This is a genomic window from Peribacillus sp. NPDC101481, from assembly GCF_044767165.1.
Taxonomy (GTDB): domain Bacteria; phylum Bacillota; class Bacilli; order Bacillales; family DSM-1321; genus Peribacillus.
The window spans coordinates 505,984-526,262 of the sequence record NZ_JBIWNJ010000002.1; the positions used below are offsets into that span (position 1 = coordinate 505,984).

At 41.1% G+C, this 20,279-nt stretch carries 22 protein-coding genes and 1 riboswitch; of the genes, 9 read left to right on the forward strand and 13 right to left on the reverse strand.

The window, feature by feature from the left end:
- Positions 1-84 precede the first annotated feature (84 nt).
- Both fumC and ACIROD_RS12420 read left to right on the forward strand, forming a co-directional pair.
- Positions 85-1,467: a class II fumarate hydratase gene (gene fumC / locus ACIROD_RS12415; RefSeq protein ID WP_101224213.1), complete on the forward strand. Its 1,383-nt coding sequence runs from the start codon at positions 85-87 to the stop codon at positions 1,465-1,467.
- A 105-nt stretch (positions 1,468-1,572) separates the two neighbouring features.
- Positions 1,573-1,815 (forward strand): hypothetical protein, encoded by a 243-nt coding sequence (locus ACIROD_RS12420; RefSeq protein WP_076367341.1) that lies wholly within the window; start codon positions 1,573-1,575, stop codon positions 1,813-1,815.
- A 47-nt stretch (positions 1,816-1,862) separates the two neighbouring features.
- On the opposite strand, the gene ACIROD_RS12425 is transcribed toward ACIROD_RS12420, so the two are convergent.
- The gene (locus ACIROD_RS12425) at positions 1,863-3,008 is read right to left on the reverse strand and encodes an ABC transporter ATP-binding protein (protein WP_101224212.1); all 1,146 of its coding nucleotides are present in this window, start codon (positions 3,006-3,008) and stop codon (positions 1,863-1,865) included.
- Between the two features lie 123 nt (positions 3,009-3,131).
- Positions 3,132-4,016 (reverse strand): PucR family transcriptional regulator, encoded by an 885-nt coding sequence (locus tag ACIROD_RS12430; RefSeq protein ID WP_402941177.1) that lies wholly within the window; start codon positions 4,014-4,016, stop codon positions 3,132-3,134.
- 180 nt (positions 4,017-4,196) lie between these two features.
- Between ACIROD_RS12430 and ACIROD_RS12435 the strand changes: the two genes are divergently transcribed.
- Positions 4,197-5,234 (forward strand): NAD-dependent epimerase/dehydratase family protein, encoded by a 1,038-nt coding sequence (locus tag ACIROD_RS12435; RefSeq protein WP_402941180.1) that lies wholly within the window; start codon positions 4,197-4,199, stop codon positions 5,232-5,234.
- Positions 5,235-5,433: 199 nt separating this feature from the next.
- On the opposite strand, the gene ACIROD_RS12440 is transcribed toward ACIROD_RS12435, so the two are convergent.
- Genes ACIROD_RS12440 through ACIROD_RS12450 form a run of 3 tightly spaced genes read right to left on the reverse strand, consistent with a single transcriptional unit; the run spans position 5,434 to position 7,982 of the window.
- Positions 5,434-6,255 (reverse strand): MetQ/NlpA family ABC transporter substrate-binding protein, encoded by an 822-nt coding sequence (locus ACIROD_RS12440; protein WP_402941183.1) that lies wholly within the window; start codon positions 6,253-6,255, stop codon positions 5,434-5,436.
- 55 nt (positions 6,256-6,310) lie between these two features.
- Entirely contained in the window at positions 6,311-6,979 is a 669-nt protein-coding gene (locus ACIROD_RS12445) for a methionine ABC transporter permease (RefSeq protein ID WP_402941186.1), read from the reverse strand.
- Positions 6,966-7,982 carry a methionine ABC transporter ATP-binding protein gene (locus ACIROD_RS12450; RefSeq protein WP_402941189.1) on the reverse strand — a complete coding sequence of 339 codons (1,017 nt, stop codon included), beginning with the start codon at positions 7,980-7,982 and terminating at the stop codon, positions 6,966-6,968. The genes ACIROD_RS12445 and ACIROD_RS12450 overlap by 14 nt, the downstream gene beginning before the upstream one ends.
- Before the next feature lie 68 nt (positions 7,983-8,050).
- A riboswitch (SAM riboswitch) is annotated at positions 8,051-8,155 on the reverse strand.
- A gap of 281 nt (positions 8,156-8,436) precedes the next feature.
- Between ACIROD_RS12450 and ACIROD_RS12455 the strand changes: the two genes are divergently transcribed.
- Positions 8,437-9,261 (forward strand): MBL fold metallo-hydrolase, encoded by an 825-nt coding sequence (locus ACIROD_RS12455; protein WP_402941192.1) that lies wholly within the window; start codon positions 8,437-8,439, stop codon positions 9,259-9,261.
- A gap of 56 nt (positions 9,262-9,317) precedes the next feature.
- On the opposite strand, the gene ACIROD_RS12460 is transcribed toward ACIROD_RS12455, so the two are convergent.
- The 6 genes from ACIROD_RS12460 to ACIROD_RS12485 form a co-directional block, all read right to left on the reverse strand.
- The gene (locus ACIROD_RS12460; RefSeq protein ID WP_053534060.1) at positions 9,318-9,506 is read right to left on the reverse strand and encodes a hypothetical protein; all 189 of its coding nucleotides are present in this window, start codon (positions 9,504-9,506) and stop codon (positions 9,318-9,320) included.
- 85 nt (positions 9,507-9,591) lie between these two features.
- Positions 9,592-9,795, reverse strand: coding sequence for a YheE family protein (locus tag ACIROD_RS12465; protein ID WP_137017043.1), 204 nt, complete (start codon positions 9,793-9,795; stop codon positions 9,592-9,594).
- A gap of 63 nt (positions 9,796-9,858) precedes the next feature.
- Positions 9,859-11,055, reverse strand: coding sequence for a YheC/YheD family endospore coat-associated protein (locus ACIROD_RS12470; RefSeq protein ID WP_402941195.1), 1,197 nt, complete (start codon positions 11,053-11,055; stop codon positions 9,859-9,861).
- A complete protein-coding gene (locus tag ACIROD_RS12475; protein ID WP_402941198.1) occupies positions 11,052-12,419 on the reverse strand; it encodes a YheC/YheD family endospore coat-associated protein in 1,368 nt (455 codons plus the stop codon). Before ACIROD_RS12475 ends, ACIROD_RS12470 begins: the two co-directional genes overlap by 4 nt.
- Before the next feature lie 3 nt (positions 12,420-12,422).
- Positions 12,423-13,493: a YheC/YheD family endospore coat-associated protein gene (locus ACIROD_RS12480; protein ID WP_402941201.1), complete on the reverse strand. Its 1,071-nt coding sequence runs from the start codon at positions 13,491-13,493 to the stop codon at positions 12,423-12,425.
- 16 nt (positions 13,494-13,509) lie between these two features.
- Entirely contained in the window at positions 13,510-14,871 is a 1,362-nt protein-coding gene (locus ACIROD_RS12485) for a YheC/YheD family endospore coat-associated protein (protein ID WP_402941204.1), read from the reverse strand.
- Between the two features lie 432 nt (positions 14,872-15,303).
- Between ACIROD_RS12485 and ACIROD_RS12490 the strand changes: the two genes are divergently transcribed.
- From ACIROD_RS12490 to ACIROD_RS12505, 4 genes are all read left to right on the forward strand, one after another.
- Complete coding sequence (locus ACIROD_RS12490) at positions 15,304-15,615, forward strand: hypothetical protein (protein ID WP_402941207.1); 312 nt, start codon at positions 15,304-15,306, stop codon at positions 15,613-15,615.
- A gap of 73 nt (positions 15,616-15,688) precedes the next feature.
- A complete protein-coding gene (locus tag ACIROD_RS12495) occupies positions 15,689-16,045 on the forward strand; it encodes a YlbF/YmcA family competence regulator (protein WP_101224200.1) in 357 nt (118 codons plus the stop codon).
- A gap of 147 nt (positions 16,046-16,192) precedes the next feature.
- On the forward strand, positions 16,193-17,059 hold the full coding sequence (locus ACIROD_RS12500) for a Cof-type HAD-IIB family hydrolase (RefSeq protein ID WP_101224440.1): 867 nt from the start codon (positions 16,193-16,195) through the stop codon (positions 17,057-17,059).
- A 105-nt stretch (positions 17,060-17,164) separates the two neighbouring features.
- Complete coding sequence (locus ACIROD_RS12505) at positions 17,165-17,431, forward strand: transcriptional regulator SplA domain-containing protein (protein ID WP_241663197.1); 267 nt, start codon at positions 17,165-17,167, stop codon at positions 17,429-17,431.
- A gap of 341 nt (positions 17,432-17,772) precedes the next feature.
- On the opposite strand, the gene ACIROD_RS12510 is transcribed toward ACIROD_RS12505, so the two are convergent.
- On the reverse strand, positions 17,773-18,222 hold the full coding sequence (locus ACIROD_RS12510) for a DinB family protein (protein WP_402941213.1): 450 nt from the start codon (positions 18,220-18,222) through the stop codon (positions 17,773-17,775).
- Positions 18,223-18,612: 390 nt separating this feature from the next.
- Between ACIROD_RS12510 and ACIROD_RS12515 the strand changes: the two genes are divergently transcribed.
- Positions 18,613-19,011, forward strand: coding sequence for a hypothetical protein (locus ACIROD_RS12515; RefSeq protein ID WP_402941216.1), 399 nt, complete (start codon positions 18,613-18,615; stop codon positions 19,009-19,011).
- A gap of 198 nt (positions 19,012-19,209) precedes the next feature.
- On the opposite strand, the gene ACIROD_RS12520 is transcribed toward ACIROD_RS12515, so the two are convergent.
- The gene (locus tag ACIROD_RS12520; protein ID WP_202190619.1) at positions 19,210-20,088 is read right to left on the reverse strand and encodes a dimethylarginine dimethylaminohydrolase family protein; all 879 of its coding nucleotides are present in this window, start codon (positions 20,086-20,088) and stop codon (positions 19,210-19,212) included.
- Between the last annotated feature and the right edge of the window lie 191 nt (positions 20,089-20,279).

Sequence of the window (20,279 nt, forward strand, 5' to 3'; positions counted from 1 at the left end):
GTATGGAGAGAAGAATAATCCGACATTATTCATTTCATATGCAAAAGGTGTTCAATGAATAGTGCAAACATAGGAGGAGAACACATGGAATACAGAATCGAACGAGATACGATGGGTGAAGTGAAAGTTCCTGCTGATAAATATTGGGGAGCACAAACTGAGAGAAGCCGTAACAATTTCAAAATAGGTAACGAAAAAATGCCGATTGAATTAGTTCGTGCATTTGCATACGTTAAACAAGCTGCGGCAAAGGTGAACTATGATCTTGGTGATCTTTCCGAAGTTAAAAAGAATGCCATCGTCAAGATTTGCGGGGAAATCCTTGAAGGTACGCTTGATGAACATTTCCCGCTTGTAGTTTGGCAAACGGGAAGCGGCACGCAAAGTAATATGAACGTGAACGAAGTGGTCGCTAACAAAGGGAATGAATGGTTAAAAGAAAATGGTGAATCTGAAACCCTTCACCCGAATGATGATGTTAACAAGGCGCAAAGCTCAAATGATACTTTCCCGACCGCCATGCATATTGCAGCCTTTATGGAAGTCGCTGAAAAATTGGTCCCTGCCATCAAAGCCCTTCGTGATACATTCGATACAAAAGAAAAAGAATTTTGGGATGTCGTGAAAATTGGCCGGACACATCTTCAAGATGCTACTCCATTAACATTAGGACAAGAAATTTCCGGTTGGAAAGCGATGCTCGATAAAGATCTAGCGATGATTGAAGAAAGCAGCCAAAAATTATTGAACCTTGCTCTAGGCGGAACGGCTGTAGGAACCGGAATCAATACAAAAAAAGAATTCCCGGGACTCTCTGCCAAACAAATTGCAGCAGATACAGGATACCCTTTTGTCACATCTGATAATAAGTTCCATGCATTGACTAGCCATAACGAAATAGTCTACGCACACGGTGCTTTGAAAGCATTGGCGGCGGATTTAATGAAAATTGCGAACGATGTCAGATGGCTTGCAAGTGGACCAAGAAGCGGAATCGGCGAAATAGCCATTCCGGAAAACGAACCGGGCAGCTCCATCATGCCAGGTAAAGTCAATCCAACACAAAGTGAAGCGCTTACCATGATTGCAACACAAATCGTTGGTAACGATGCTACAATTGGCTTTGCAGCAAGTCAAGGTAACTTTGAATTGAATGTATTCAAACCAGTCATCATCTATAACTTCCTGCAGACGGTCAAATTATTGACGGAAGGCATTCATTCATTCAACGACAATTGTGCGGTGGGCATCACTGCAAATGAAGATAAAATCAAAGAAAATGTAGAACGTTCCCTTATGTTGGTAACAGCATTGAACCCGCATATCGGTTATGAAAAAGCAGCCAAGATCGCCAAAACGGCATTCAAGGACAACTCTACGTTAAAAGAAGCGGCGTTGAAATTGGAGTTCCTGACGGAAGATGAATTCAAAGCATGGGTCGATCCTGCTAACATGGTTAATAAATAATTAGTAGTGCCCTCCCTCTGGTATTAGGGAGGGTGTTTCCATGTGTTAAAATAATGGAATCTACAAATACTGAAATCATAAGTATCGGGAACAGGAGGAAAAACAATGTCTATATGCCCGCTTTGCAACGGTCTGAGAAAAATTCATGTGAAATGCCCGGAATGCGGCAGTGATCTTGAGGATAAAGGGAAATTCATGGACTACGCGGATGATTACAGTGCTTATATGGATATCGACATACTTAAAGAAAACGACGGATACCCTCAATCCCTTCAAAAAGGCCAATGCCCGCATCTCATGAAATGCCCGGAATGCGGACATGATGAAGTGGTATTGGTCCAGGAATGAATTTGAATAAACGTAAAAAGACCCATTATGAATGGGTCTTTTTACGTTTAATTGGCAGATAACTTCATGCTTTCCTGCATCTGTTCATCTTCTTCAACTAAAATGCGATGTTCAGTCCCTTTATCAAAAAAGTGTGCTTTATTCATGTCGAGGGCAAGATCGATCTTTTCCCCTGCCTGAATAATATTCTTGGCATCGACCCGTGCAACGAAGTCCTGCCCCTCTAATGTGGAGTAGAGCATAATCTCCGCGCCCATGAGTTCGGCTACATCAATTTGGGTCGTGAATGTAGTGTTAGGGGACTTCGTGAAGTAAGCTCCTTCATTATGGAAATCCTCCGGACGGATTCCAAGGATAACATCTTTTCCGGCATATCCTTGATCACGCAGCATTTTCATTTTCAATTCAGGTATTTCAAGCGTTTGTTCGCCTATTTTAATTGTGCCTTCTTTTAATGTTCCGGTAAAGAAGTTCATGGCAGGCGATCCGATAAAGCCGCCGACGAAAACATTTATTGGTTTCTCATAAACGTCCTTTGGAGCACCAACCTGTTGGATGATACCATCTTTCATTACAACAAGGCGTGTCGCCATGGTCATTGCCTCTGTTTGGTCATGCGTGACATATATCGTTGTAGTGTCGAGCCGTTTATGCAATTTAGCGATTTCGGCACGCATTTGAACCCGCAGCTTTGCGTCGAGATTGGATAATGGCTCATCCATCAAGAAAACTTTTGCGTCCCTTACAATTGCACGGCCGAGAGCCACACGCTGGCGCTGACCACCTGAAAGCGCTTTAGGTTTCCTGTTTAGCAGCTCTTCAAGTCCGAGTATCCTTGCCGCTTCATTGACCCTTTGCTTGATTTCCGCTTTTGGCGTTTTCCTGAGCTTTAATCCGAATGCCATATTGTCAAATACGGTCATATGAGGATATAAGGCATAGTTCTGGAAAACCATCGCAATATCACGATCTTTAGGAGGGACATCATTGACTCGCTTGCCGTCTATGTATAAATCCCCTTGGGAAATGTCCTCTAGTCCGGCAATCATCCTTAATGTCGTTGATTTGCCGCAACCGGAAGGTCCCACAAAAACGATGAATTCCTTATCGGCAACACGAAGGTTGAAGTCTTTAACAGCCGTCACCTTTTTATCATAAATCTTGAATATATGATCTAACACTAACTCTGCCATGAAAAATCCCCCTTTTAAACTCCTGATTACTTGTACCAATTAGCTATAGTCTAAGCTATCGGTTTAGAAAAAAGTATGGGCACATTGCACAAAAAAGGATGATATTACCTCTTTGTATGGAAATTAATCATTCAGAAGAAAAATCAAGTACGCAGTAAGGGCATGACGGAAGTTTCTAATATCGAGACCAGTTCTTTCAGAGAATTTATCGATTCGGTATTGTAAGCTGTTCCGATGTATATAAAGCTGTTTGGCGGCATAGGTGGCATTGGAATTACATTCAATATACGTTTTAACTGTTTTGATAAGCTCAGTATCCTGCTTGGTCTTGCCAAGAATTTGATTGATATACCACTTTGCATTCTTAAAGGATGGTTCATTTATTAATGAATGAGGGATGATATCTGCCAAATCAGTCACCTTTAGATCCGGCAAATGCACCTGTGCCAAATCAAAACACCTTTTCTCCTGGGCCCAGTGATGGTGAAGGTCTTGATTTACAGGATGAAAGCGCCCCGTGAACATACGGGTCTTTACATAAAAATCACTCTCAAGCGTGGAAGAAATGGCGATTAGTTCTTTATTTGATAATGGTTCATCCTTGTCTGTTTCAATTAAGACTCCTGCAGTTTCATTTTCCCAGATAATAACTGCGTCAGATGGAACGAAAGCGAGGAAGGCCTCTTCAAAATCGGAGTTGGAAAAATCAGCATGAGTCAGCTTGAAATGAAGGAATCGAACATTCTCCCAGCTCGTTAAAGGCAATGGTGCATTCGGATCGGATAAAAAATTTTTCCATGATGAGTCTGGATGTGCATTGAGGTTCTTTGGGTTTATGGAAGGAGCAAAAAGCAGTTCCAATAAACGGATTTCCTCGGCTGTGATTTCTGAACGGGGAATGCCAAGTATACTTCTGGATTCTTCGAACCAAACATAATCAGAAATATCATCAGTATCCTTTTTATTGGTAAGAGCGTTCGGGAATTTTTGTTTAAGATTTTCAAGCATCGGTTCCACCTTCTTTCTCTCTTTCCATTTCATTATAGCGAAAAAGAATAAAGTTCAAAAGATTAGGATATTGCCAGTTTTTCCGAAAGGGAAAATCAAAGAAAAGTTGCAAGTATTATTAATGTTAGGAAAGGTTATTGCGTATGCTTTATGGAATATCGTTAAAGAGGAGGAGATCTTATGAACATTTTACTATTGGGCGGTACACGGTTTTTAGGCCGGTATTTAGCAAAAGCTGCGATAGGGAAAGGGCATGATGTCACACTTTTTAATCGTGGAAGCGATCCTTATGTCTTTCCCGAAATAGAACAGTTAAAAGGGGACCGCGACGGGGACCTGGAAATGTTGAAAGGGAGACAGTGGGATGCAGTCATTGACACATCAGGATTTATCCCTCGAACTGTATCGAAATCCTGCAGATTGCTTAATCAAGTTAAACACTATACATATATTTCAAGCATCTCAGTTTACAGTGATCCGACCGAGCCAGGAATTGATGAAAATGGAGAAGTTCATACACTAAATGAAGATAAAGCAGAGGAGATCACCCACGGAACTGCTGGACCGATATACGGTGAATATTATGGACCGTTAAAATCATTAAGCGAAAAAGCAGCTGAAAAAGAACTGCCGGGGAAAGTCCTGTCAATTCGTGCCGGGCAAATAGTGGGTCCATATGATTACACTGACCGATTGCCGTACTGGCTTAAAAGGATAGCGGAGGGGGGAGAAATTTTAGCTCCTGGACGCCCTGGACGTACAATCCAAGTTATCGATGCAAGGGACTTGGCCCAATGGATCATACAAATGATAGAAAAAAGCATGACAGGTACGTATAATGCCGTTGGCCCAGATTACACACTGACTATGGAGCAATTACTTGAAGGCTGCAAAAAGGTAACAAGAAGTAATGCTGATTTTACATGGGTATCTGAAAAATTTTTAAAGGACAATAAAGTAGAGCCGTGGGGAGAAATGCCTTTATGGATACCAGAAGAATTCCCTTTACCTGGAGGAAAGGAACCTTTGAATGGGTTTTTGGCTGTCGATAACGATAAAGCCATCAATAATGGACTAACATTCCGTCCCCTATCAGAAACTCTCGAAGATATATGGAATTGGGAAAAGAGCCGTCCGGAATCTGCCGATAGAAAAGCAGGCATTCACAGACAACATGAAAGTGATCTCCTAGGATTATGGAAACAGACAGTAGGTTGAAACATTCTTTTATTATTATTTTTAAATAAACAATGTGAAGGAAATTAAAAAAACGATGGGGTAAAAACCCCATCGTTTTTTAGTTCATGGAGCTGCTTGCATGGTTTGTGAGGATTTCAAGGTTTTCCATGGCGGCTGCCACTTTGTCCTTAATGAAAGGCCTGCTCCCAATAAGGGGAAGCAGGCCACGATTATTTGATCAATTCATCCAGTCTGGTTTTCCAAATCCGGCAAATTTGTCATCGATGACTTTTTCGAACTGGTCGGATTCCACAACTGATTTAATATCCTTTGCAAATTGGGAGTCTACATCTATTGTATTCACTGTAACAACGTTTCGATACATATCCGGCATTTTTTCTAAAACAATGGCATCCTGTAGGTCCATTTTCGCTGCAAGAGCGAAGTTGCCAGGGACCGCTGATAGGTCAACACTGTCTGTTGCCCGGGGCAATTGAGCGGATTCCAATGGTTTGAGTTGAATGTTTTTTGGATTTTTCGTTACATCCTTTTCAGATATTTTTAAAGGGTCGACATCTGGATCTACTTCAATCAGCCCTTCATCCACCAGCACTTTAAGTGCACGTGCGAGGTTAACCGGATCATTGGGCACTGCAAGGGATGTACCGTCTTTAATTTCTTTCAATGATTTATACTTGTTCGAATATATGCCCATTGGTGCTGTTGGAACTATGATAAGGTCGGAAAGCTTTAAATCATTTTCTTTAGCGAAGTTATCCATGTACACCTTATGCTGGAAGAGGTTGGCGTCGATCGAATGGTTGCCAAGGGACTTATTCGGCTGGATATAGTCGGTGAATTCGACGATCTCTATTTTGTAACCGAGATCTTCCAGACCTGGTTTTATGGCCTCTTTAACCATATCGGCATAGGGCCCGGTAGTCGCCCCGATCTTCAATTCCTTTTTGTCTTCAGTTTTTGGGGATGCATCATCGCTCCCGCATGCTGCCAAGCCAAGGGCAAGTGCACAGACTGATAATAACGAAGCTATTTTCTTCATTTGAAATTCCTCCTGAGTAATGAAATGTATTGAATCATTGAAAAATGACGGATCACTATCGTTTGTTAACTATGTATGAGGCCTTGTCACCAACCATTTGAATGATTTGAACAAGGCAGATCAGCAAGACGATCGTCGTGATCATGACTGTGTTGTCATAACGGTAATAACCGTACCGGATGGCCAGGTCGCCAATTCCGCCTCCGCCGATTGTCCCTGCCATTGCTGAGTAACCGATAAGCGAAATGGTCGTTAATGTCAGTCCTTGAATTATACCCGGTTTTGCCTCTGGTAGAAGTACATCCTTAATGATCATCCATGGAGTGGCTCCTACGGCAATTGCAGCTTCAATCACTCCTCTGTCTATTTCACGTAATGCCGTTTCAACGATTCTTGCAAAAAAAGGTATTGCGGACACCGACAGGGAAACAGAAGCCGCTCTCGGCCCTATCGTCGATCCAGTTAGAAGATCCGTTAAAGGAAGGAGGGCGACCAAGAGAATGATGAAAGGGATTGAACGGACAATATTGACTGCGAATCCTAGAGAGCGATTCACGATACTATTTTCAAAAAATAAATTCCTTGTTGTGGTAAACAGCAATACTCCAAGCGGTAAACCGATCAGCAGGGCTACTGCAAGGGAAACGCCGACCATATAAATCGTTTCAAGAAAGGCTTTATTAAGATCAGGTAAAATATTGACGATGGAATCAAGCAGTGACATGTTTTAACACCTCCACAGAACTGGAACGATTTTTTATATATTGCAATGCCGAATGAATTTGAGCGGCATCGCCTATTAACTCGATGATTAAAATGCCTAAAGGGACATCCTGGATATACTCAATTTTACCGTGTAAAATATTACCCTTTACTGAATGGGATTGGAGAGTATCCGAAAGGATCGACTCACCAGCGGTTTGCCCTTCGAATTGAATTTGAATGATCGTACCTTTACTTTCTTCAATCAAGTGCGGAGGGAGTGCGAAATCCAGAACACTGCTAATGAATTGCTTCGTTAACTCCTGCTTGGGCTGTGAAAATATTTCATAAACGGGACCTTCTTCAATTACACGGCCGTCCTGCATGACGGCGACACGGTGGCATAGTTCTTTGACCACTTCCATTTCATGTGTAATCAACACGATGGTGATGCCAAGCTTACTGCTTATCTTTTTCAATAATTGTAAAATCGCTTTTGTAGTTGTTGGATCAAGTGCTGAAGTCGCTTCATCACATAATAGTACAGTGGGGTCATTTGCTAAGGCACGGGCTATGCCTACCCGTTGCTTCTGTCCACCGCTAAGCTGCGCCGGATAGACATCTTTCTTATCGCTGAGCCCTACGATTTCCAACAATTCCAATACACGTAACCTGATTGCATCCTTCGATCGATGCGCGGCCTTTAAGGCGAAAGCGACATTTTCATAAACGGTTTTTGAACTGACCAGTGAAAAGTGTTGGAATATCATTCCGATTTTTTGACGTTGTTTACGAAGCTCTTTACTTGATAAAGAGGTTAAATCAATGCCGTCGATGATGATATTTCCACTTGTCGGACGTTCAAGCAAATTCAAGCAGCGGAGTAATGAGCTTTTTCCAGCTCCACTGTAGCCGACAATTCCATACACTTCGCCAGTTTGAATGGTTAAGGATACGTTATCCACTCCGATAACTCGGTTTTTCTTCGAGACGTATTCCTTTCGGACTGAACGGATTTCAATCATGAGCTTTCCCCCTTAAACATTAAAAAACTGCCCCTATCATTCAGAAAGAGGCAGCGAAATTATATCTCGTCTTATCTTTCAGAATGCAATCATTCTGCAGGAAGTGGCACCGTTCCCTAAGGGCGGTTGCCGGACATCACAGGGCCTGATCCCTCCGTCACTCTTGATAAGTAAATTATTATTTTAGAATATTTCAAGTTTTTTAATATAATCTATATTATTTGTAAAATCCGACAATGTCAATCGTTTCTGAAGTTTTTGGGGTGATTTTTATTATTAAAGTCTTGTAAGGTCCGTTAAAAAAGGGCTATTATACAAGAATCCAGCATTTTCATCCAGGTTAATTATTCCAGTATTTCCTTGTCAAAAAGGTAAAGTGGTACTACATTTATTATAGTAAAGTTAAAAAAAGGAAGATGAAACTATTTTTGTACAATGATGGGGAGGAAATTGAATGAGAGAGATTAAGACGATAAATGATGTGGTTTGTGTGCACGGGACTCCTGGCGGGAACAAGGCGGGAATGAGTGTTAATGTTTTTTTAACGGATGGCCTATTGATAGATACTGGAGCAGAAATTTTATTGAAAGAGCTTATTCCGTTCTATGAGTCCGCAGACTTCGACTCAGTGGCCTTGACTCACTATCATGAAGACCATACGGGGGGCGCTGCCTGGATACAGGAACATAAAAAGGTCCCGCTTTTCATTCACCCGATGTCGGTTGAGGTTTGTGCAAGGGATGCTGTATATCCTGAATATCGCAAAATTTTCTGGGGAAAGAGAGACGCCTTTAAAGCTGAGCCGCTAGGGGAGGCCATTCATTCACGCACCCAAACGTGGGAGCCGATTTTTACCCCCGGCCATGCGAAGGACCATATGGTGTATTTGAATAACAGTAATGGAGTGCTCTTTTCAGGAGACCTTTTCGTAACACCAAAGACAAAGCTTGTCTTACGGGAAGAGTCTATCCCGGTCATCATTGATTCCATAAAAAGATTACTTCAATATGACTTCGGGGAAGTGTTTTGCTGCCATGCTGGGCATGTCCCTGATGGAAAGGAAATGTTCAGGAAAAAGTTGGATTATTTGGAAAACCTCCAAGGTGAAATTTTACGCCTGCATTCTCAAGGGCTGACCGTTCATGAAATCCAGCAGGTCGTTTTACCGAATCGCTATCCTCTTATCGAGATATCTGGGCATGAATGGGATTCAGAGCATATCATTACATCGATATTAAACGAAAATATTTTGAGTGCCAGGGAGAATCGAACAATTTGAATGTTAACGGTCTGACTGATATAAAGGAGAGCTCTCCATAGGAGAGCCCACATAATTCATTTATTGATATTGGGATCTGTTTCATCATAAAAATCATGTGCTTCTTCGATGTTCTGAAGGTTAGCGACTTCATACACATTTCCGCCCGCCATACCTTCATTGATGATACGGTCGATATCAAGGTAAACGGAGTCCTTGCCATCATATTCGGTATCCTTCAAAAATGTCATTTTTTCTTTATCCAAAATAAATCCCTCCTAGCCTTTTCTTTAGTTTAGGCAAAGGAGTTTTTTTTATTCTGTTTAGGGATTTCATGAATGTAAAGGCGGTTCATTCATATACATGGAAGATCATTAAATCATGTATCATGCTTTTAAGTTTGGCTTCATCTGTTTCGGAAGGCGGATTGGCTGTCCACTCGATGGATCCATCTTTATGATACAAGGCTTGGATTGCCTGCTTGTTGAAATAAAAGGAAATTTTCCATCCTGGCAGATTCTTATGCAGTGGTGTCCATTGAAAATGAGTAATCATATGTATTACCTCCATATATACAGTTTCTCATTTAATTATAATGGAAAACGGCAGCTGGAGGTGCTATTTAATTGTCAGGCTGGGAAAAGTTAATTCAATAAAAAGATTTTTTAAATGCAAAAGCCTGTTTGTTTCAATTTCCTCCTCATCGAATTGCATGGGCTTTGAGTTCACCTCGTATATGAAGAGCGATCCTGATTCGTCTTCCCCTATATCCATGGAAAACTCTCCGAGAAATCCGATTTTTTTTGAAAGTATCTCACCGCTTTTTTGGGCGATTTTCGCTAATTCTCGATTCAGGCTTCTTGATTGCAGGTCTTGATAAGGAAAGATCTTACCCCCTTGGGGAGTGTGGGTAGTGATTTCCTGAGTTTGTGACATCCTTACCGCTTTGCCGGTCACTTTATAAAAACCTTTTTCATAATGGACCAGAATCCGGTAATCATAACGGTGTCCAAAAAGTTTTTTTGGAATGATCGCCTGTTGAGCAAGGTAGCTCCTTTTTAATAAATCCCTTTTTTTTGTTTCCCAGAATGACGCGAAATCCGGGAAGGACTCACTATGCTTTAAGCTATTGAACAATAGTGTATCATCATCATTTCTGATAATGGTATAAATGCCTTTACCTTGGCTTCCTTTGCAAGGTTTAAGGTATATATGCCTGTAGGTCTCCAGGAAAGCATCAAGGCAGCCGCTGTTTCGCAAGACCATGGTGGGCGGAAGGTGATTGGTGAGGGATCCTTCTTCCATCAATGCTTCGAACATCACATATTTATCTATGAAACAGGGGTTGAAAAGATTCATTCGAGATTCTTTAAAATATCCGATGAGCTGTTGGAATTCTCCTGACGCCTCATAGCTCCTAGAGGGGATTCGGTTATAGACGATGTCAGGGAAGGGCACTTTACATTCGATCCACTTGTTTGAAATGGAGGAAAAAACATACCCTCTCATCGATTCGGAATGAAGGGCCTTTTCTGTGAATACATACGCCAATATTCCATGTTTCAATAAATATAGTGATAGGTCCCGAAAAAGGGTCAGGTTTCCACCCAAACCTGATTCCTTTTTGGGATTGGAAACAGTCAGTATGCCGACGGCAAGCATCCGGTTACCTGGAAATATGGTGATAGGAATTAGGGGTTGATTCGTATGATCCTTATTATAGCTGATTACCTCTTCGGCAGAGCCGGCGAAAAGTTCCGCATTTTCTTGATTGTGGTACCAATTTTCAGTGGGGATATCGTAAAAAATGTTCATCGCGGCACACTGATTGATTTCGTAATCGTCTGTTCCGTAAGATAAATGGCGTAATCAAGGCTAAGCTTTCTGGTCAGCAATTCGAAATCCTTGAGTTTTGGATGGGAGAAGATGGAACGTCCCGGTTTGGAATTGGCTTCAAACATCCAAACCTGCCCTTTTTTATCCAATCCAAAATCAAATCCTATTTCTGCAACGATGCCGTCCAAGTTCTTTTCTATACTGTCACTTAAAATCAGCGCGGCTTCCGATAGCTTTCGTTCGACTTCTTTGGCCTCATCGTCATCTCCAAACAGTTCGGCAACCGTTTTGATCACACCCCCGCTTTTAATATGGGTCGTGACGCTGCCGGCACCGGCGATTTTTGCGGCGATCGCGGTTACCTGCCATTTTCCATTACTGTCCTTATTCGTATGGACCCGGAAATCCACTGGACGTTTTTCAGATCGAATTAATGGGATGCCCTGCTGCACGATAAGATTCTCAAGCGGCCGGTCGTGAAAAATATGTTTAACGATGGATTCCAGTGTGGAAAACTTTTGCAGTTTATTTTCTTTTGCTTCATTTGTATAGCGGCAATAGTAAACATTCTCATGCTTATCATAAAGAATTTGATGAATCCCTAGGCCGAGGCTGCCGTGAATGGGCTTTATATAAACTTGCCGGTAATGGGAAAGAAGGGTTTCCACCACGGACATGGATTGAAATGGATACGTTTCCGGCAAATATGGCAGTGCCCGCTCATCTGCGCATAACCTTTCATTTACCTCCCATTTATTGAAAAAACCAGGATTATACCATGGAATGGTATATTCTTTTTGAAATTTCTGCTTCACTTCTTTAGGTCCATCGCGGTTTTCCGTCAACCGATTTGGGAGCCGGTCATAGATGACATTAGGAAAAGGAAATTCATTAATGTGCCAGTCATCGTTATCAAACACATAACCTTTGATTGTCTCCTCATCCCAATTGATTACATTCTCCCCAAATACAAAGGGGATACAGCCTGTGGTCCTGCTAAGCGAAAGGAGCTTTGCGAAAAAATCCGATCTCTCGCCCAATGGTTTGTTTGAAATGCCGGTGAAGCCTGATGAAAAGATTCCGACCAGCGGTCCGATATGAATGCTCTTGCCGTATATGAATAAATGAAGGGGAATATCGGTATGATCGAATATTAGAGATTCCGCAAGACTTTCCGAAAGGACGATTGATTGATTGACGGCCGGGTTTTGTTTGACGGTGGCAGGACATGAATGTCGTCCGAAATAAATTAATTCAATCTCTGCCAAATCTCCAAGCTCTGAAGGGTAGTAGAGAACATTGCCGGGGATAGTGGCAATTTCGGCAGGATAAGTCTTTCTCACTATCTATTCACCTGCTTTCTGAAGATGTTCGGCTAAATACTGGCTATATTGAAACGGTGCGCGATGAATATCTTTCATGGTCTCCGGCTGTAGTGCCTGAATGATTTTCCTTCCGGGCTTCGAGTTAATGTCCATTATCCATATTTGGCCTTTTTTATCGATGCCTATATCGATCCCCAACTCGAATAACCTTTCAAAGACAGCTTCGGCTTCAGCCGGCAGGGTGCGAAGGATATGCTGAATCTTTTGTTCGACGGCAATCGAAATCGTTTCCGGGTTTCTTTTGATGAAATTATCCAATGAAATGGCTTCCCCGCCTGTGGCAAGATTTGAGGTGATTCCGTCCTTTTGTCCCGTACGAATTCCGCGGCCACGTTCCATCCATTGATTCTTCTCGTTTTTTTGAAGTAAAATCCGTAAATCGAATGGCTCGTTATTTTGGTTGCAAAGCTCCAAATATGGCTGGCAGAGGTAACGGTATCGATTTAATAAATGCTGCAGCCATTTGTTAAGCTGAGATTTGGAGGGGAATTGGCGGTCATATTTGGTGCCCTTTTTCGTCATGGATACCAAGGTGCCGTCCTCGTTTTTTGAAAGCAGATAAATCCCTGTACCGCCTGCACCGAATTCAGGTTTGATGATGATTTTATCCAGGCGTTCCAAATGACCGGTAATATCTTCAGGTGTCGTCACTTGTACGGTCTCTGGAAAAAATGCCTGTAGGTGTGGATGGTTTTTTAGGATTTGATACACTTCCCACTTACCAGGAAGGCCAAGCCCCAAGAAATACGAGTTATCTTTTAACCAATCGATTTTGTGCCGCGTTTCCGTTGACTCCCGGACTAATCCGTGAAAACAGCGATCATAAACAAAATCAGGTATATCAAAAGATGCGGCGATCCAAGTTTCATTCTCGTCATCAAAACGCTCGCCGCGGACTTTTTTCTGATCCATATCAATATTTTCCGGTGAGAATTTACAAACTTTCATATTAAATGATTTTGCGGTTTTGGCTATTTCGGTGAAGTAGTTGTTTTCATGTGTATCCGACGCGGCCATTAATCCTATTAACACGTGCTAGCAACTCCTTTTATTGATGGTTTTCGCGGTTAAGGGCAAGCATGAAATCTATGATGGATTTTACTGATGGACGAAAGGTTTCATAGTTGCCTTGAAATTTTTTCGAAGGCTTTGAATTCACTTCGATGATCCATGGATGGGTATCGGTATCCAGTGCTAAATCGATCCCTAGCTCCCCGAATGAATCGTCATGGTTTTCGACCAAGGCCTGGGCAGTGTTTTTAGCCAGCCGAACGAGCTTTTGATATATGCGGCTGGCGTTCTGAAGGTCAAATGCTTCCTTTAGAAAATCCGGGCCATTTTTCATCAAGCCGCCTTGTGCAAGATTGGAAACGATAGTGCCAGGGTCCCCAATCCGGGCAACCATTGAAGAAACTTTCCATTCAAGCAGTTCGTTCCGGTGAAGAAGTATGCGGAAATCAACTTTTCTCTGATCGGTTTCGAATAGGGAAATCCCTTTTTGAAGAATGAAGGATTGTTTTCTGGAAAACCTTTTTAAGGTTTCGTACAACTTTTCATCCGTATCAGCAAAATGCACATCCTGGAGATTTCCGGATTGCTCGATTTTCCATTTTCCAGCTACTTGCGTTAATCTGCATATGTTCCTGCCTTGGCTGCCTGATGCGGGTTTAAAGTAGATTACCGAATGCTTTTCTATAAACCTCAAGAAAGATTCCATTTCGTTAAAAAATATCGTCTCCGGCAAATTTGGCAACAGCTCATCATCTAAGATTAGCAGTTCATGTACATCATGTTTGGAGAGGAACCTTCCATTGAACATCGGTATCGACCGTTCCTCCAGTTCAGTTTTAAACAGCTTGAAAGAATGCGATTCCTCAAGTTTGCGCGAATGTATCCGGTTATAAAATACATCAGGAATGGGGAGGGGCAAGGTTTGCCAGCCATCTTGCCCAGGCAGGTAGCCTTTCACAACTCCTTCTTGAAGAGACTGCAATTTTACTAAATAGAAGGGGATTCCCTGCTGATTACAAAATGATTTCATTTCCTGATAAAATTTTTCCATCTCACCGAATGTCCCGTCTTGCAAGGGAGTCTGGTTCATGAGTGAAGCGAAGAAAGGGCCTATTTTAATTGACCTTCCTTCCGCATTGTATGAGACGGAGATTGGATCGGAAAAACTGGGTAAGGATAAAGTTTGGTTCATATCATATGAAAGTTTCAATGTAGGCTGGGATGACGGGAATGGCTGGACAAGTACCGGGACCGAACGGCATCCAGCCATGATCGTTACGGGTTCTCCAAATTGAAGGCCCCATTCCTCAAATAGTTTTTCTTCGATAAACAGTAGCGCCTTCTTTCGCGTCTCTGCGGGATTTACCGTAATGAAAACTTTCTGATGGTTAAGGTTCATAATAATTCCCCGTTTGCACTAAGTTTAATATCCTTTAATAATTAAATGATGGGCAAATGTGGATAACACATTCTATGTTCTTTTAATTAGAAGGTGTCATCAAGCCTCTATTTAAAGCAATAAATGGAGAAATTTCATGGAGTTTTGTTTAAGGATACTGTATGGTCGTCTTAGGTGCTGTAATAGGTGGCTTCACTAAATTATTAGCTATCACAATGCTGTTCAGACTTTATAAACTAATCTATATTTTCGGGAAACAGCTGCCTATGACACAGTGTTGATTCCGAAGCGACAGAATGTGTTAGGCAACAGTTAGGCAAATTGGTGTTGATCATTTAATCACGCCAGAGAGCATTCAAAGTAAAGTCATCAGATGCCTCTATACAGAATATGAAAATTTTCGTGAAGGCAGAAGTAAAGAAAGCATTGTCCATGGAAAAAAGTACTGCTCAAATGCTTGATCAACTGGGAATGAAGAATTCTTCATTTACGTTGGAACAGAGATTACAAACATTCTTTCTTGGTAAATATGAAACATGGGCGGAAGAGAAACGATATAACGAAAAAACGGCTGAAATGCTTCCTGTCGCTTCGATCATGAATAAGCCGGTTCCATTTCCCGACTGGAGGAAAATGATCGTTTCCATCACTAAGAAGGAATTGTCGATAATCATCTACCTTGGGGCTTTGCTTGGTGGAATAATCGGTTTATTTCAAGGTTTCGTAACTGTTTTAATAGGATGACGTGTAATTCGCAATCGGATTTGTTATAGTGGAAAAGGTGTAGGAATACAATGATTACCGGGAGGGGAAATAAATGAGTAACGTATATGATGCAGCGTATGAAATGGAAAAGGCAATTAGGGCAAGTAATGAATATGCCGATTTGCAACGCTTATATGATCTTGTCAATTCTGATGAAGCAACAAAAGGAATGTTTGAAAACTTCCGTAATTTGCAGATGACATTGCAGCAGAAGCAAATGATGGGACAGGAGATTGCACCGGAAGAGGTTGAGCAAGCACAAAAGACGGTACAGCTTGTCCAACAAAACCCAACCATTTCACAATTGATGGAAGCTGAACAACGGATGAGCATGGTCATAGCAGACCTCAATAAAATTATCATGAAGCCGCTTGAAGATTTATATGGCTTACCTGAACAACAGCAATAAGCAGTTAAAGACTCCCTACCATAATGGTTGGGGGTTTTTTTGTTTCCTGTAAGCACCGTTGCAAGGGTCGTGAACCACTATTTGTTCTATTCCCGAAATTTTAGTCATAAATTTGGAAAGAGGATACTACAGATGGGGGAGATCAGCATGGTATATCGACTACTTGCGGTCAATATCGACGGGACATTGCTCCAGTCAAATGGCCGTTTAAATAAATCGACTAAAGAAGCAATAGATTATGTTCACCAAAAAGGTGTCCATGTTGCACTTGTGACGTCAAGAAACTATCACTCAGCAAAAAAAGTGGCCAAAGCCCTAAAAATAAATCCGATGATCGTTGCTCAGCAAGGAGCCTTTGTCGGAGCTTCCATAGAAAAGCCGATAATGGTAAAAAGAATATCAGAAGAACTGACTGCAGAGCTCGTGCAAATGCTTGAAAAGACAACGTGCCAAATATTGCTCATTCATGAGAAATACTCGCTGGGCAATCGGGTGAACCTCCCGGAGAATTTGCTTGGTAAATCGGTAATGTATTTGAATGATCAAAATATTTATGCTCAAAATTATGTGGATGATATCAGTGAAGAGCTTATTGACCAGCCGATGGCCCCGACGAAGATGGACATTATATTTCCAGAAAAAAGTGCTCGAAATGATATGTTGAAATTGATAAAGGAAATGTTCCCTGAGGTTGATGCAATCTTGCATCCAGGACATAAGCTGACAATCGTTCCGAAGGGTGTTTCTAAATGGAGCGGTGTATTGTATTTAGCTGACCATTTAGAGGTGAAAAGAACGGAAATCGTCTCGATTGGAGATGGATTGGATGATATCGAGATGATTGCCGGCTCAGGTCTGGGAGTTGCCATGGGCAATGCGGATGAGGAAGTAAGGAAAGTGGCTAAATGGGTGACGCGCTCCAATGACCAAGATGGTGTTGCCTATATGCTGAGGGAATTCTTCCGGAAACAGCATCCAATCGATTTTTTACAAAAGATGAATATGCTTAAGTGAATGGCGGGGCTCCAGGGGCCCCATTCAGATAATTCCACTTTTTAGGCCTGTCATATTTCATAAATAATTATAAGCTTCTTTCCATAAGCTAAAGGAAAATCAGTAATGGAAAGGAAGAATTCAATGGGTGTAATCAATGCAAAAGAAGTGCAAGTCGGTGACGAGGTGTTTGTGATTTATAATAATCCCCACGTTCCTACCGTTTCGAATATAAGGGCGGCGGAAATCGTTCAGCATCCCAAAGATCCAAATGCAGTTGCATTGTTCCTGAACGATACATTTCATACGATTGAGGACGATGATGCTTTGTTCACTTCGGAAGCCGCAGCGGAAAAAGCATACAGTGATTATATGGATAACCAAATGACTTAAAGAGACGTTCACTTCGCATGAACAGATGAAAGCCCTCGCTCATAGAGCGGGGGCTCTTTTTGATTATATTTACGAGTAAACGCTCGAAATTCACGAGTATTTGTTTCAAACTCACGAGTAAACGCTCGGAATTCACGAGTAAACGCGCCAAACTCACAAGTAAAAGCTCCGAATTCAAGAGTGGATGCTCCAAACTCACGATAAAAGCTCGAACTCAGATAAAAACACCCATACTCCCATGTCAGAGGCAATTAGTGATTGAAACAGCATATTTGACTGTGAAAAATAAAAAAATGCCACTCCTATTTCAAGAAATACAGAGTGACAGTTATGGTCTAATCTCAGTTATTGGATTGGATTAAGAGTTTCATTGCGTGAATTTGTCCAATATGATTGGCTTCATGGAGCACTACAAAATTAATGAATTCCCCCACTGTTTCCATTCCGTTGAAAGGCTGTGGTGTTTTTTCAGTCAATCGTTCCTCTGGAATTTCAAGAAGTCGATCGAGTTGTTCATGCAGTTGTTGCTTTAATACTTCAACGGTAGGTACGTCCCCAGTCCAGTCCGCTGGTTTTGAACCATATCCGAATAGTTGGCCGTAATTCGCTGGCAATTCACTATTGGAGTCCAATAAAAATTTTTCGGCTGTAGTAAGGACATGTCCAAGGTGCCAATGGATTGTATTATTAAAACCTTCAGGCTGTACATCCATAAACTCTGGTTTGATTCCATCGATTTCTTTTAAAAGATTGCCGCGCATGACTGTTAGCTGATTTTTTACATAATTCATTTTACATTCCCCTTTCAATCTTGTTTTTTTCTAAACGCTATCCCATGAAATTATAGCAAGGATAATTCAATATTATCAAATTTTAGCTAAGTCTTTTCAAAAGGGGAAGGCTTATCAATTTAAAAGGTTTTTTATTGTCGGCTAATAATGGAATTAAATGCAATATAAGCAAGTATGTGCTTTTGATGAAATGGAAGGAAGGCTGCATCAACTACTTTCTGAATGGTTGAATGCAGGTCCAAGGGATACAAGGGGTCAAGAACTCTTAAGCCAAAAGCTTAAGTTTTTTTGGTTAATAAATCGACAAACATTCCTATTACTCTTTTGCGTGGAGAAGTATAATGAAATATATTGGATAATTAATCCATTGGGTATGAGGAGATGACATTAATGAAAAGGAAACAGCTGCTTGTTGCACTTAGCCTATTATCAATAACGTTAGCTTCGGGCTGTACAACAAAGCAAGAACATATTTCCGTTCAAAAGTATGAAGGTAAACACTACAAATTCGAAGCATATAAAGAAAAGATAGAAATGGGGAAAACAGAAAAAACAAAAGAAATAGTAAGAAATGCAGATTGGGAAGAATTTGCGTTGGCTGAAGATCATCCTGAGGCGGACTTCATCTTTTATTTTAATGATGAGAAAAACGAAGGTAGACTAACCGTATATTATGTTTGGGTCAATCCTGATGGAAAGATTGTAGAATTGACGAAGGATGAACACAGTAAGTATGTACAGTTAAATAGAAACGATTCAAAAATCTTATTAAGACTGCTGCATAAATGAAAAGGCCTCCAGACAAGCATTAACATTAGAACTCTCATGTGCCTCAATATCAACAGAGTTATTTAAAAAAGTGTAATGGATGGAATCGAGGCATTAAAAAAAGAACTAAACCCTTAATCCTTCCTGTTTTATGACACCTTGTTGAAAAAAGGCGAAAGAACCCGGATTTTCATACAAGTCCGGGTTCTTCCATTTTGCTCAGGCTGAATCAGTCTTCTTATTCGTTGTCCTCAATAGTGGCATTGTGCAGCAACGGAAGGAGCCGCCGGACTTGATGATTTCGCTTATATCGACTTCGATGACTTCGTATCCGCGTTTACGAAGCTCACTATTTACCTGTTTATTACATGGAAGACTGAATAATTTTTTATTCCCAATCGAAAGCACATTGGTTCCTAATGTGAATTGTTCTTCTTTAGTCACTTCGATCATGTCATAACGAGAAGATAATAAATCCATTTCTTTTTTTGTAAAGGACTCTGGAAAAATAAGCGCCTCTGTCGGTGATATGATATTGAAAACACAATCTAAATGTAGGAATGTTTCAATGAAAGGAACCGCGATGACATCGTATTCCGGTAATAAGGTTTGAAGATGCTTGACGGAAGTTTCATCCGTTCTTTCACTGATTCCAATATAGATGGTCTTTCCGTCAATAAGGACGTCCCCGCCTTCAATATGATTTTTGAGTAGGTTGAAATATGAGATGCCATTCGTTTCGAGCCAGGATTTCAATATTTGTTCTTCACCCTGCCTGATACCTGTTGCCAACTCAGCCACATAAACGGTATTGCCAAGAGTGAAACCGATATCTCTCGTGAAAACTTGTTCTGGATATGTAAATTGAGGCGTAAGTTTTATGACTTCAATTCCTTCGTGTTCAAGTGCCTTTGTAAATTGGGTGTGCTGCTTCAAGGCTAGTGCTTGATCGATATTTTCCTCTTGAAACTCTTTTTGTGTTTCGTTAATGATCTCCCGGATTTCCATATAACGAGGTTCACAGACGATCACCCGTGATAGCTTTGAATATTCACTCGCGCAATAAGCTTCTAGTTCTTCGTTTATTTTGTTTACCATAAATGAGCTCCCTCTAAATATAATTGTATCTTTACTATTTCCTCTTTTTTCTAGAAAGAAACATAAAAATATATGTCAGGGAACTGCACCGATAAATTTGGAGGGTTTAAAAATAACTTTTCAGATTACGCTCCTAAGAAATGATTTCGTTATATACCGGTTTGATCCTTTCAAATCGAAGAAAGCGAGAT